This is a genomic window from Vibrio sp. 03_296 (assembly GCF_002265885.1).
Window position 1 is genome coordinate 16,005 of sequence record NZ_NPKW01000105.1, and the last position, 13,779, is coordinate 29,783.

Annotated in this window: 11 protein-coding genes and 1 pseudogene; 7 read left to right on the forward strand and 5 right to left on the reverse strand. The window is 48.8% G+C overall.

What is annotated here, in order from left to right:
• Positions 1-9: 9 nt before the first annotated feature.
• Complete coding sequence (locus tag CIK04_RS12950; protein ID WP_017421354.1) at positions 10-750, reverse strand: PAS domain-containing protein; 741 nt, start codon at positions 748-750, stop codon at positions 10-12.
• Between the two features lie 545 nt (positions 751-1,295).
• Here CIK04_RS12950 and CIK04_RS12955 point away from each other — a divergent pair.
• The 5 genes from CIK04_RS12955 to CIK04_RS12975 all read left to right on the forward strand — a co-directional run bounded on the left by CIK04_RS12955 (position 1,296) and on the right by CIK04_RS12975 (position 8,291).
• Positions 1,296-2,114 carry an AraC family transcriptional regulator gene (locus CIK04_RS12955; protein WP_038939667.1) on the forward strand — a complete coding sequence of 273 codons (819 nt, stop codon included), beginning with the start codon at positions 1,296-1,298 and terminating at the stop codon, positions 2,112-2,114.
• A 183-nt stretch (positions 2,115-2,297) separates the two neighbouring features.
• Positions 2,298-5,429: a bifunctional proline dehydrogenase/L-glutamate gamma-semialdehyde dehydrogenase PutA gene (gene putA / locus CIK04_RS12960; RefSeq protein WP_097353116.1), complete on the forward strand. Its 3,132-nt coding sequence runs from the start codon at positions 2,298-2,300 to the stop codon at positions 5,427-5,429.
• Positions 5,430-5,440: 11 nt separating this feature from the next.
• Positions 5,441-6,148, forward strand: coding sequence for a 1-pyrroline-5-carboxylate dehydrogenase (locus CIK04_RS12965; RefSeq protein WP_011082014.1), 708 nt, complete (start codon positions 5,441-5,443; stop codon positions 6,146-6,148).
• A gap of 69 nt (positions 6,149-6,217) precedes the next feature.
• A complete protein-coding gene (gene putP, locus CIK04_RS12970; RefSeq protein ID WP_097353117.1) occupies positions 6,218-7,711 on the forward strand; it encodes a sodium/proline symporter PutP in 1,494 nt (497 codons plus the stop codon).
• Positions 7,712-8,039: 328 nt separating this feature from the next.
• Positions 8,040-8,291 (forward strand): hypothetical protein, encoded by a 252-nt coding sequence (locus CIK04_RS12975; RefSeq protein ID WP_072599289.1) that lies wholly within the window; start codon positions 8,040-8,042, stop codon positions 8,289-8,291.
• 10 nt (positions 8,292-8,301) lie between these two features.
• On the opposite strand, the gene CIK04_RS32710 is transcribed toward CIK04_RS12975, so the two are convergent.
• Complete coding sequence (locus tag CIK04_RS32710; RefSeq protein WP_017421358.1) at positions 8,302-8,466, reverse strand: hypothetical protein; 165 nt, start codon at positions 8,464-8,466, stop codon at positions 8,302-8,304.
• Positions 8,467-8,831: 365 nt separating this feature from the next.
• On the opposite strand from CIK04_RS32710, the gene CIK04_RS12980 reads away from it, so the two are divergent.
• Positions 8,832-9,326 carry an Lrp/AsnC family transcriptional regulator gene (locus CIK04_RS12980; protein ID WP_011082011.1) on the forward strand — a complete coding sequence of 165 codons (495 nt, stop codon included), beginning with the start codon at positions 8,832-8,834 and terminating at the stop codon, positions 9,324-9,326.
• Positions 9,327-9,436: 110 nt separating this feature from the next.
• Here the strand turns inward: CIK04_RS12980 and CIK04_RS12985 are convergent, their stop codons facing one another.
• A complete protein-coding gene (locus tag CIK04_RS12985; RefSeq protein ID WP_011082010.1) occupies positions 9,437-10,141 on the reverse strand; it encodes a DUF445 domain-containing protein in 705 nt (234 codons plus the stop codon).
• A gap of 150 nt (positions 10,142-10,291) precedes the next feature.
• Entirely contained in the window at positions 10,292-12,151 is a 1,860-nt protein-coding gene (locus CIK04_RS12990; protein WP_038968586.1) for an ABC transporter ATP-binding protein, read from the reverse strand.
• A 334-nt stretch (positions 12,152-12,485) separates the two neighbouring features.
• Here CIK04_RS12990 and CIK04_RS12995 point away from each other — a divergent pair, with 334 nt between their 5' ends.
• Entirely contained in the window at positions 12,486-13,463 is a 978-nt protein-coding gene (locus CIK04_RS12995) for an arginine deiminase-related protein (RefSeq protein WP_039448667.1), read from the forward strand.
• A gap of 143 nt (positions 13,464-13,606) precedes the next feature.
• Here the strand turns inward: CIK04_RS12995 and CIK04_RS13000 are convergent.
• A pseudogene (locus CIK04_RS13000) lies at positions 13,607-13,779 on the reverse strand (IS5/IS1182 family transposase); the annotation flags it as partial.

The following is a 13,779-nucleotide window of genomic DNA, read 5'->3' on the forward strand; positions in this document are numbered from 1 at the left end:
TCATGGCGATCATTGGCTTAAATGATCGCCATTAAGTACCACAGAGAGCTGGGTGTTGAGTAAGCTTTCTGGGATCAAAGATCCAAAGCCTGCTTCTAATGCCTTATCAATCAATTCGTTTTTGCTGTTTGCCGCGAACTTGGTGCGCAGCCTCGCCACGTGACCTTCGACGGTTTTAATTGAAATCCCCATAATGTTGGCGATGTACTGCGGCTTGCGTCCGTACAGTAGCAAAAACAGCGTTTCTTGTTCCCGAGCGGTCAAATCACTGATCGACAAGCTGGCATCATTAAAGCGAAAACGAGGCAGGTTGCCATCGGTAATCCCGGTTGCGCGACAGATCCAATACCCCACTTCTAACACTGCGGTGTCGGTGAGCTCTTGACCATAAAAAATCGTCCCTTGCACTTCGCCGCTGTCGTTGTACCAAGGGGATTTGGTAAAAATATGCGCGTGCCAGCGGCCATCTGGGTAGGGGTGAATATCGAGAATTTTCAGTGTTCGTTCGCTTTCCATCACATATTGATCTTGGCGCTGGAACTCAGCTGCGCATTCTACCGTCGGGCTCGGCATATCGAAGTCGGTGAGGCCAATACAATCTTCAGGGCGACGATGGCCAACCAGCCAAGCGTAATCTTGGTTAGCGTAACGAAAAACCGAGTGGCGATCTTTACAGCCCCAACAGCCGGGAAGTTGGTTAAAAAGGGAAAATTCGATATTGCTCAGACAATTAGACACAGTACAACTCACCTATACAGCACAGTGGTAACGTGTAAATATGCATTTAATTGGTGTGCAATTCTTTGTTTTTAGCCAAGTTATCCCTCGAAAAGCGTCGTTTTTTTTGTGGGATTTATCAATATTGGTGGAAAGAAATGGAATCGCAGACAAAAAAAGGCCAGCCTGAAGAGGGGCTGGCAACACAAGATATCAATCTTGTCGACGTGTAGAAGAGGTTCTAAATCACATAGCGAGGGTCTTGCTACGTCAATTTAGAGGTATCACAAGATACCAAGAGACAGCGACGTATGCTTGTCACGATCTCTTGCAAACACTGTATGCAAAATTGTTATGTAGCAAAAGGAGGGAAAACCCTCTATTCATCAATGAGATGGATTGCCTCTTTATGATTTGGTCCGTGGAACGATGACCGTAGAACGTCGCTACATGATCATCGTTCCGGAACAATGATCAAAGGGAGCACCATAAAGATCGTTGCACCTCTTCTCGGTTTGACTTGCATGCGGGTTGAGGTGAGGTATCATTCTTCTGTCCTTGTTCTACTCTGCATCCCTATGAACGAAAGCACTAAGCCTCAACCTGAGATCATCGCCAATATCAAGCTGCCCAAGCCGGCAGAGCTGGTGACGTTACCTTCTTACATGGATTGCCATGATCATCATTACACGCAAATTGTGATTGGTTTGAAGGGGCAGGCGGAGTTTGAAGTGCGAGGGCAGGGTAATCTTGTTGGACCGGGTCAAGGCTGCATTGTCACGGCTTGCTCTGATCACGCGTTTGGTGGCGTGATTGGCCAGTCGGATATTTTGGTGCTGAATATGCCCGTACCCAATGATGATGATCCGCTGCTGCTGCAAAAAATCAATCAAATTGAAAAATCTCACCTTTATTTTCAATTGGATGCGCAAATTCAGAAGTTGATCCAGATGTTGGTGCATGAAATGCAGTCCAACCCCGAGGATCTTTTATTGAGCCGGGCTTGCAACGATACCGTGATGGCGTTGATGCAACGTCATATGTCGGCGTTTGAGACGCCAAGAAAAGAGTCGCGTTTTGATCTCGATGCGATTGATCGCTATATCGAAACCCATCTGAGCCACAAGATCAGCGTGGCGCAGCTTGCTGGCAGTGTTTTCCTTGGTGAAAGCCAGTTCCACAGCCTCTTCAAAGAGCAAATGGGCATTACGCCGCATCAATACCTGCTCGGTAAGCGCATCGATATGGCCAAAGATCTGATTGAAAAAGGCACATTAAGCTTGGGGCAAATTGCCGAGCTGACCGGTTTTTCCGGCCAAAGTACCTTTACCCACTCCTTTACTCGCTTACAGGGCGTTTCACCTTCGCAATACAAAAAGCAATTTGGCGTTAAATAAGTTGCTTTTTACGACACAATATTTTGCTTAAATTCGTGTGATCATGTAGTTGTTTTGTTAAAAAAGCGAGTTTTTAGCAAAAAGCTCGGAGTTTTTGACAAGTAATCCTCTCAGGCTCAAAATACACTGCCAGCCATTGTGTAGCCCCGAAGCGGTTTTCGGGGATGAGATTGAGGAAAACGCATGTTTACAGCAACAGATGTGTTAAAGCCGGAGTTTGTCGCGCAGCCGCTCGATAAGCTATGGGCATTGATCTCCCCATTGTATATGGTGGACGAATCTCAATGGCTGGAGCAGCTCCTGCCACTGGCAACCCCTTCAGCGGAAGAAAAGCAAGCGATCGCCAGCCGAACGACTCAGCTAATTGAAGCGATTCGCGCCGACAAGAAGTCGATTCAACTGATCGATGCACTGTTGTTGGAATACAGCCTAGACACGCATGAAGGCATTTTGCTGATGTGTTTGGCAGAAGCACTTATGCGTATTCCGGATGCGGCCACGGCAGACGCTCTGATCAAAGATAAAATGAGCGTAGCAGATTGGAAATCGCATCTTAAGAACTCAGAATCTGTGTTTGTTAACGCCTCGACTTGGGGCTTGATGTTAACAGGCAAAGTGATTGGGTTAGCAGATGAAGAGACACAAAGCGCAAACCAAGCGCTTAATCGCTTAGTGAACAAGCTTTCTGAGCCAGTGATCCGCAAAGCCATGTATCAGGCAATGAAGATCATGGGTCATCAGTTCGTTCGTGGTCGCACCATCGAAGAGGCGCAGAAAAATGGCCGCCCGATGCGCGATAAAGGCTTCACTTACTCTTTTGACATGCTGGGTGAAGCGGCGCTGACCACAGCGGACGCCAATAAATACTTCAAAGATTATTTGATGGCGATTGAAGCGGTGGGTCGTGAAACTTATGGTAACGACACCAGCCCCGCGCCGTCGGTATCGATCAAGCTCTCTGCCTTGCATCCTCGCTATGAAGTGGCCAATGAGCACCGAGTGATGAGCGAGCTGTTTGACACCTTAGCACAACTGCTTAAATGCGCCGTCGAGCTAGACGTTGCGATCACCATCGATGCGGAAGAAGCCGACCGTCTAGAGCTCTCTCTCAAACTGTTTGAAAAACTCTACCGCAGTGAAACGGTAAAAGGTTGGGGCAAGTTTGGTCTGGTGGTGCAAGCGTATTCCAAACGTGCTCTGCCGGTGTTGGTGTGGCTCAACGCACTTGCTAAAGAGCAAGGGGATTTGATCCCACTGCGTTTGGTGAAAGGCGCGTATTGGGACAGCGAAGTGAAGTGGTCTCAGCAGCGCGGTTACGATAACTACCCTGTTTACACTCGCAAAGAAGCCACTGATGTGGCGTACTTAGCGTGTGCTCGCTTCCTGTTAAGCGATGAAGTGCGCGGCAACATCTTCCCGCAATTTGCTAGCCATAACGCACAAACCGTTTCCTCGATTGCCACCATGGCGACTCACAGTGACTACGAGTTCCAACGTTTGCATGGCATGGGTGATTCACTTTATAACCATGTGATGGAGCAGTATCGTCAGCCAGTGCGCATTTACGCGCCTGTGGGCAGCCACAAAGATTTGCTGCCATACCTTGTACGTCGTCTGCTGGAAAACGGTGCCAACAGCTCGTTTGTCCACCGTTTGGTCGATGCGCGCTGCCCAGTGGCAGAGCTCACCAAACACCCAGTAGAAGCGCTGACCTCATTTGAAACCCTGAACAATACCAAGATCCCATTGCCAGCGGCGATTTTCCCTGAGCGTAAAAACTCCTATGGCGTTAACGTGGATATCGAAAGCGAAGCTAAGCCGTTTGAAGCTCAGGTCGAGTCCTTCTTGAGCAAACAGTGGTTAGCTGGCCCAATCATCAACGGCGCATCACTGGCCGAAAGCATGATCAAGGACGGTCAAGCGGAAAGTGTCACAGCGCCGTATGATCGTCGTATCCAAGTGGGGCAAATTGCGTTTGCCAACCTTGATCATGTTTCCCAAGCGATCGACATCGCACAAGCGGCTTTTGCCGATTGGAATCGCACACCCTTGGTGGAGAAAGCGTGTTGCCTAGACAACCTCGCTGACTTGATGGAAGCCAACTTGGCTGAGTTGGTGGCGCTTTGTCACCAAGAAGCGGGCAAGACACTGCATGACAGTATTGATGAAGTGCGTGAAGCGGTCGATTTCTGTCGTTACTACGCCAAACAAGCGCAAAATCTGCAACCTTTTGAACTAGAAGGTTTTGATGGCGTGAAACGCATTGCCAGCCGTGAAGGTTTGGGGGTATTCGTCTGCATTAGCCCGTGGAACTTCCCACTGGCGATTTTCCTTGGTCAAGTGACCGCAGCGCTCGTGGCGGGCAACACTGTCGTAGCGAAACCGGCGGAACAAACCAGTTTGATCGCGGTGCGTGCGGTAGAACTCATGCTACAAGCAGGTTTCCCAGCAGGCGTTGTTCAACTGATTCCTGGTCGTGGTGCGGATATTGGCTCGGCGCTCACCTCTCACCCTGCAATTGCGGGTGTGGCGTTTACGGGCTCCACCGCCACGGCGCAACGCATCAACGTGACCTTGGCACAACGTGAAGCCAAACCGGTGCCGTTTATCGCCGAAACCGGTGGTCAAAATGCGATGATCGTTGATAGTACTGCGCTGCCAGAGCAGGTGGTGCGTGATGTGATTCGCTCTGCCTTTGCTTCTGCAGGTCAACGCTGTTCGGCATTGCGCGTGCTGTTCGTTCAGCAAGACATTGCCGACCGAGTGATTGGCTTGATCCAAGGGGCGATGAATGAACTGAGTGTTGGCGTGCCGCATCTACACAAAACCGATGTGGGGCCAGTGATTGACGCTCGTGCGAAAGAAAAGCTGCTGCAGCATATCGAGCAGATGAACCAAACTCAGAAGCCGATTGCGCAACTGACACTGGCGGACGATTGTCAGCATGGTGATTTTGTCGCACCAACGGCGTTTGAAATCTCAGGCATCGACGTACTTAAAGAAGAGCAGTTTGGCCCGATCCTGCACATTGTGCGTTTCAAAGCGTCTGAATTGACTCGCGTGGTGGAACAAATCAACCGCACAGGCTTTGGTTTGACCATGGGTATTCACAGCCGTAACGAAACTACCTACCGCTGGATCGAAAAACACGCGCGAGTGGGTAACTGCTACATCAACCGTGACCAAGTGGGTGCAGTGGTTGGCGTGCAGCCATTCGGTGGTCAGGGCTTATCGGGGACTGGGCCAAAAGCAGGTGGTCCACACTACTTGTACCGCTTTACCCAAGTGCAATTTAACCAGACTGAGAACGCATAAGGAGCAACATCATGGTTCATCAAGTGACGAGTTTTTCGGATGCTTTCTCAGCATGGGAACAGTGGAATCTGACCAATTTTGATTACAAATGTGAGCACTTGCTTGCATTTAAAGCCGCTCTGGATGGGAAGCATGCGCTGGTTGCCAAGGTGGTTTCTTACCACTTGCAACAAGCCTCTTCGCTATTGGCTGACGCTCACCTTTTGGTTGGGCCTACCGGAGAAACCAACGAGTTGTACACCGCGGGCCGTGGGGTGGCGCTGGTGATCGTTGAAAACGAGCAAAGCGATTCAGAGCAAGCTCTGTACAACGCTTTTGCTTTAGTGACCTGCGCGCTGATTGCTGGTAACAGCGTCATCGTTTGCAGTGATAACTCAGAGTTCAACGGCTTGCTCAGCAGCGCCCTTGAACAGACGCATTTCCCTTCCAACCTAGTACAAATGGTTGCCTACGATGCGCTTTTACAGCTCATCGACCGTGATGTACGCAGTGTCGGTTACGTGGGTAATGCGCAGGTTGAGCATGAGCTCAATCTACAATTGGCCAAACGTGACGGTGCTATCGTCGGTTTGGTTTCTGCAACGGATCAAGCAGGTGCTCTGCTTGCTCATGATCCGCATCTTTCGCTGCGTTTCATTACAGAACGTACGCGTACCATAAATATTACCGCAGTGGGTGGTAACGCAACTCTACTCGAGTTGGGGAACGATACTCACTAACCTTTCCATGCTCCCCCACGCCGTTTGGGAGAGCCAAGGAAGGATTATTATTCTAATGAGGACTATCTAATGATAGAGAGTAGCTTCGCTATTACGGGCACTTTTATTGCCTATTTGATTCTTATGGTGGCGATCGGGGTTTACGCCTATAAGAAAACGTCTAGCTCAAGTGATTATTTCTTGGGTGGCCGTAGCCTAGGTCCATGGCCAGCGGCGCTGTCTGCTGGGGCATCGGACATGAGTGGTTGGTTGTTGTTGGGCCTACCAGGTTATGCGTACGCTGCGGGTATCGAGTCGTTCTGGCTTGCTGGTGGTTTGTTGGTGGGTACTTGGGCAAACTGGTTAGTCAGTGCCAAACGTCTTCGCACCTACAGTATTCAAACGGATGCACTTACATTGCCTGAATTCTTGTCTCGTCGCTTCGATGACAAATCAAAACTGATTCAGACAATTTCTGCTTTCTTTATTCTGCTTTTCTTCCTTTTCTATACCAGCTCAGGCTTGGTTGCAGGGGGCAAACTGTTTGAAACTGTGTTTGGTCTAGATTACAGCACCGCAGTGATCATTGGCACCTTGTGTGTGGTTTCGTACACGTTGTTTGGTGGTTTCCTCGCGGTTTCTTGGACGGATTTGGTGCAGGGCCTATTGATGGCGGCAGCATTGATGATTGTTCCTATTGCCGTGATGGAAGGGGGCTTTGGCCAACTGGCAACCGACATGCACAACATTAACCCAGAGCTTCTGACGCTATGGAACGATGCCAAAGGTGAGCCTCTTAGCGCGATTGCGATTATTTCACTGGTCGCTTGGGGTCTAGGTTATTTTGGTCAGCCACATATTTTGGCGCGTTTTAAAGCCTCTCGTACCAACCGTGAATTGGGTACGGCTCGTCGTATTGCGGTGGGTTGGACTGCGCTGTCGATGGCGGGGGCAATTCTCGTTGGTTTGGTTGGCCTTGTATGGGTTAACGGCCATCCAGGTACCGAACTGGCCGACGGCGAGAAAATCTTCATGTTGCTGGTGAACACTGTGTTCCACCCAGTGATTGCAGGTATCTTGTTGGCTGCGATTCTAGCAGCGGTCATGAGTACTGCGGACTCTCAACTGTTGGTTTCGTCCTCAGCACTGGCGGAAGACTTCTACAAGCAAGTGATCAAGCCAGACGCAAGCTCGCAAGAAATCGTGATGGTGGGTCGTATTGGTGTGGTGGTGATTTCTATCATCGCGCTTATCCTCGCCATGACACCAGATAGCTCGGTATTGGGCCTTGTCTCTTATGCTTGGGCTGGTTTTGGTGCCGCCTTCGGTCCCGCTGTTGTGCTAAGCCTTTACTGGAAAGGTATGAACCGCAACGGCGCGCTGGCGGGTATCCTGATTGGTGGTATCACTATCGTGGTTTGGAAACAATTGACTGGCGGTTGGTTTGACGTGTACGAAATCGTACCGGGAATCATCTTCTCAACCATCGCGATTGTTGGTGTGAGCAAACTAACTGGTGGCGCTGACAACACCGTTTTAGAGCAGCATCGTGAGTTTGAGAACAAGTTGGTTGAGCTAGAGTAATCTTGATCTCGTGTTCAACAAGAACGAACACGATACTCAATTTACATTGTAAATAATCGAGCCCCTCGCTGGTGATACTGGTGAGGGGTTTATTTTTTAACGACCGACAGAATCTTTTCTTGCCGCTAACAAATCCGCTAAATGTTTGCTTTATTCTTGCGTTCAATCCGCACGGCATTGGGCGACAAAGATCGCAATTTGTTGAAGTTGCAGAACTATTTTTTGTACCTAGAGCACAAAAATTAAAAAGCGCTTTTTGAGTGTGGAATTAATTTGGTCAAAATGTGTCAATTATCATTAGCAGCATTCGTACATCAGGGGAAGGGTCATGCCACAAATCTATTGCTCAGCGTGTAAAAAAACAACCGCACACAAAGTCGTTATGCGTCGTTGTCAGGTAGAGCAGAGTGATACGTTTTCAAGTCGGCTACACAGTTTTACCCAACTGATGACCAAGTTTGTTTCTGGTGACCACTATTACCACATGGAACCTCAGCATTTCTGCCGTTACTGTAATACGCAGAATACAGCAACGGTGAAATCCCTTTCACCGCAAATGGTTCAACCGACGATCGGTTAGACCTTCTTACTTAAGCGAAATCGCTTTCGAGCTCAGTACACTCTCGGTTGACCTCTACAGGCCAGCCGTAACTCATATACTCTTTCTCTAATGCGTTTGCCAAATCAGTGGAAACGTAAAGAGTCGTCCACTCGCCTATGCCAAAAGGCTGGTATTTAATCATGACGGTTTGCATGCTTTCTCCTGTGTTCAATCGCTTTAAAGTGCCGGTTGAAACTGACGAGTAAAGTAGATTGACAGCAGCTTGAGTTATTATAAATATCGCTGCGTAAAAACGACATGGGAATATCATTCTGTATAATGCATTATGATTCATATCGTCTGTCTGCATTATCTCTGTTTAGAATAAAGACTCTTTTCTTTCTGGCTCATTAAATTCATCAAGAAGTTCAATAAATAACAGAAAAATAAGAAAAAAATCTTATTAACCATCGAAAAATATCTCTACTGAATAACTCCCTACATTTCATTAAACTCTCAGCTATTGATAGCGAACTGGGTTAGCCAGTAAACTGGCAAAAAAATGATAAGGGACGAAGGATGTCTGGTTACCCGTTAGATCGCATCGATCTGCAAATTTTACGCATCTTGCATTTAAAAGGCCGTTTGCCGGTGGTTGAGCTGGCTAAGCAGGTCAACTTGACCACCTCACCGTGTTCTGAACGCGTCAAACGTTTAGAGAAAGAAGGGTACATCAAGGGGTATCACGCTGAACTCAATGCCGAAAAGTTGGGCTTGGATGTTCAGGTGTTTATTCATATACGTCTTGATCAAACCAGCTTTTCCATCTTTGAAAAGTTTGCCAAAGCCGTCGCCGATATGCCGGAGATTGAGGAGTGTTACTCTTTGTCGGGCGATTTTGACACCATGATCAAAGTGCGTGTCAAAAGCATGAAAGCGTATCAGGAGTTTATGTCAAGCAAGCTCGGTACTCTGCCGGGAGTGATTCAAACGCGCAGCGAAGTGGTGATTGAGGAGCACAAAACGGGCTTTGGTGTGAACCCAGAGTTGCTGTCGACCTTATACCAAAAGTAACACGACAGGCCAGACACACGGGACATAACCCAGCGAGGGAGGCAAGTCAGCGCCAAAATAGAAGAGGGAAGCCCTGGACTTCCCTCTGTTGTTTCTACTGCGGTAAGTGGCTAAGCCACGACGGAAGTGATCACACCAATCAGGCCGCCAAACACGCCACCCCAAACCACAAGCCAGCCTAAATGCTGTTTGATCATCTTCTGCACCATCTCTTTCACCAACTTCGGCGTCAATTCGTTAAGACGCTGATCAATGATGTTTTCAATGTTTTGTTGGATCTCTTCCATCATCGCGGGCGCTTCGAGTTCTTCTTTCAATGCCTGCTTGATGGTGTCGCTGTGGCTGAGATCCACCATGGCTTGCTGCATCTTCTCGACAAACGGTTGTTTGAGGGGAATCAAGGCTTCTGTGCCGCCAAACATCGCCAGCATGCCACCAAATTGCGATTGGGCGATAACATCAACCAGCGAGTCGAAGGTTGGGTTGAAATCGACTTTGGCAATGATGGGCTCGAGATTAAAGCTCTTGCCACCGGCCATCTCTTTGCTGAGAAACTTATCGATGTTCTCGCTGGTAAAAAACTGTTCCATCATTAGGTTTTTGATCGCCGCTTTAAACTCCTCAAAGCGCGCAGGAATGACGCCCGAGCCGTATAACCCCGGCACTTTTTCAAACAGCATATGAATCGCTAGCCAGTTGGTAATGGCGCCAGAGAAGGCAAACAAGCCAGCATAAAGAAGGTAGTCGTTTTTCAGTGCGAAACCTGCTGCCAAAGCCGCTAAGGCAATCACGTTGGTCAATAAGCTTTTGTTCATTTTTGGTGTTCGTTTTTATCGTTGGTTATTCGGATGGCGGAATTCTAATCCTAATTGGTGTTGGTTGCCACAGGGTGGGGGAAGTGTTGGTATGTAAATGACAACGCCCTGTGATGAACAGGGCGTTGATTTTAAGTTATAAAACGTCGATTAAGCGATTTGGCTCTCTTCCATTTCTGGGCAATCGTCGGCAAGAAAACCGCCGGTTTGGTGCGCCCACAACTGCGCGTAAATACCGTTGTTTTGCAGCAGTTCTTGGTGCGTGCCTTGCTCGACAATATTGCCCTTATCCAGCACGATCAGGCGATCCATCTGTGCGATGGTCGACAAGCGGTGGGCAATGGCAATGACGGTTTTACCTTGCATCAGCTCGTTTAAGCTTTCTTGGATGGCTGCTTCCACTTCCGAGTCGAGGGCTGAGGTGGCTTCATCCAGCACCAAAAGTGGCGCGTCTTTGAGCAGTACGCGAGAAATCGCGATGCGCTGACGTTGACCACCCGAGAGTTTCACCCCGCGCTCGCCCACTTGCGCATCGTAGCCGACATTGCCAAACGGGTCGGTGAGGGTTTCGATAAACTCATGCGCGTGCGCTTGCTTGGTGGCGCGCAACAGCTCTTCTTCGCTGGCATCGGGATTTCCGTAAAGAATGTTCTCGCGAATCGAGCGGTGCAGCAGTGAGGTGTCTTGCGTCACCATACCAATTTGCGCACGCAGCGAATCTTGCGTTACCTCAGAGATGGTTTGGCCGTCGATCTTGATCTTGCCGCTCTCTACATCGTGGAAACGCAGCAATAGGTTAACCAGCGTTGATTTGCCCGCACCAGAGCGCCCTACTAGGCCAATTTTCTCACCCGGTTTGATGTGCAAATTGAGATGGTTAATCACGCCTTTGTTTTCGCCGTAGTGGAAACTCACGTCGTCAAACTCAATGCCGCCCTGCTTCACCACGAGTTCAGTGGCTTGTGGTTTGTCTTGAATATCAATCGGTTTGGATAGCGTCTTCATGCCATCGACCACAGTACCCATGTTTTCAAATAGCGAACCGACTTCCCACATGATCCACATCGACATCCCGTTGATACGCAACGCTAAGCTCACCGCAATGGCAATCGCGCCAACGCTGATCGCACCGCCTAACCAAAGGTGGATGGAGAGCGCGCCAATCGAAAACACCAGCACATAGTTGGTCACTTGCACCGCAATATTGAAGCCGGTTACCAAGCGCATTTGACGATGAACCGTGTCTAAGAATTCGCGCATGCCACTCTCGGCATACTCGGTTTCTCGTTTGCTGTGCGAAAACAGTTTCACCGTTTGGATATTGGTGTAGCTGTCGACAATGCGACCGGTCATAGTAGAGCGGGCGTCTGCTTGCGCCGAAGCAACATCTTTGAGCTTAGGGACAAAGTAAACTTGAATGCCGATGTAGATCAGCAGCCAAATCACCATCGGCACCATCAAACGCCAGTCGGCCGCCGCGAGCATCACAATGATGCTGGTGAAATAGACAGACACGTAAACAAACACGTCCATGGTTTTCATCACCGATTCACGCACCGCCAGCGAGGTTTGCATCACTTTGGTGGCGACACGCCCGGCAAAATCATCTTGATAGAAGTTCAAGCTTTGATTAAGCAAATAGCGGTGCGCTAGCCAGCGGATCGACATTGGGTAGTTGCCCAGCAAACTTTGATGCACCAGCAGTGAGTAGCCCACGATCAGGGTTGGCATCACCACTAAAAGTATCACGCCGTAATAAATCAGCTCACTTTGGTTTTGCTCAAGGAAGGTTTGTGGATCGCTGTTGCTCAGCCAGTCCACTAGCTGTCCCATGGCACCAAACAACGACACCTCGACAATCGCGACGATGGTGGACAGCAGTGACATCAAAATCAGCGGCTTTTCAAACCCACGAGTGTAGTGGCGGCAAAAAGCCAGTAACCCTTCAGGTGGTTGTTCCGGCGTTCCGGCCGGAAACGGATTGGTAAAACTTTCAAATCGTTTAAACATAACGCTTCCTAAAAATAACAACGCCCACACTGCCAGAAGGTGCGGGTAAAAAAGAAGTGGTGGAAGGGCGAAAAGTAGTCTAACGGATTGACCGGCTAAATGTAACCAGTTGGTTATCACTTTGCGGCATATCCTAAGGGATTTCTCAGCCTTATCGCAGCGAAGTGCGCAGTGAAGTCGCAATATATCGTAAAGGTGGCCATAAAAATTACTATCAAATGCCTCTTATGCAGCAATTATTACTTTACGTTGTGTTTGGAAAGCTGAAATTCAGTAAAAACAGAGTTAACAATAAATTTACAATCTGCCTTATCTAGTGATAAGGAATGAACAGATGCTGTTACCGAATGAGACAATACGACCTCAGCTTCATGCGACCCAAAATGCAGACTGTGTGGTAATGGTGCCGCCAAAAGAGTTTCGCTTTAATGAAGAAACCGCGCGCGACAACGAATTTCAGAATCAGATCGCCCTCTCTCAGGAAGAGGTAAGAAGCAAAACATTGGCAGAATTCCGCGCAATGGTTGGCAAATTGCGTCAGGAAGGGGTGCAAGTCGTGGAGTTTGACTACCCTGAATCGGACATTGCGACCCCCGATGCGGTATTCCCCAACAACTGGTTTAGCACCACGGCGGAAGGGGGCTTTTATACCTTCCCGATGGCGTGTGAAAACCGCCGTGAAGAAGTGCGCCCACAAGCCTTGATTGAAGCACTGACGGCCGCTGGCCGCGAAGTGCATCGCCAAGATTCTTTGACCGATTACGTGACGGAAGAGGCGTTCTTAGAAAGCACAGGCGTGATGGTGATTGACCATCTGAATCGCACCATTTATGCCGCATTGTCGCAGCGTTGTGATCGCCTTGTATTAGAAGAGTACGCCAAACGCATTGGTTACGAGCGTGTGATCTCCTTCCAAACCCTGTTGCCATCGGGAAAACCGATTTACCACACCAACGTAATGATGGCGATTGGTGAGCAATTTTGTGTAATTTGCGATGAAGTGATCCCTGAGTTTGAGCGTCGTTTCGTCTTGAAATCACTGGCCAAAGACAAGCAGGTGATCTCCATCTCCATTGAGCAGATGAACCGTTTCTGCGGCAACATTTTGCAACTGGAAACGGTCAATGGCAGCAAAGTGATCGCGATGTCGCAATCGGCCTATGATGCTTTTTCAGAAGCGCAGCGTAATCAGTTGGCAACGCACGGTAAGTTGCTGCCATTTGACGTAACGACCATTGAAGATATTGGCGGCGGTTCAGTGCGCTGCATGCTTGGGGAAGTCTTTTTACCCAAACGCAAAGCGGTGTTGTAACGACGCAGTTTCACCCTGAAAGATACGTTATCTGAACGAAAAGGGAGATGGCCACATCTCCCTTCAGATTGATGACGAACCCCGCTTTTTAAGTGGGGTTCTTTTTTGGAAGCGACCGTAGGTCGCGATCGTGATATTTTTTGTTATATCGTGCGCAGAAGTTTCCATTCATTACATGGGTATACAGAAGCAAGTATCTGCCTTATTTCTGCCATATTTAAGCCCATTTTTCGTAGATAGTTCACCACCAACGCTATCTTCTTGATGTTTTGGGCTGCCGCTGCCAACCAACATTGCATTTGCACAWTGGCTAGAC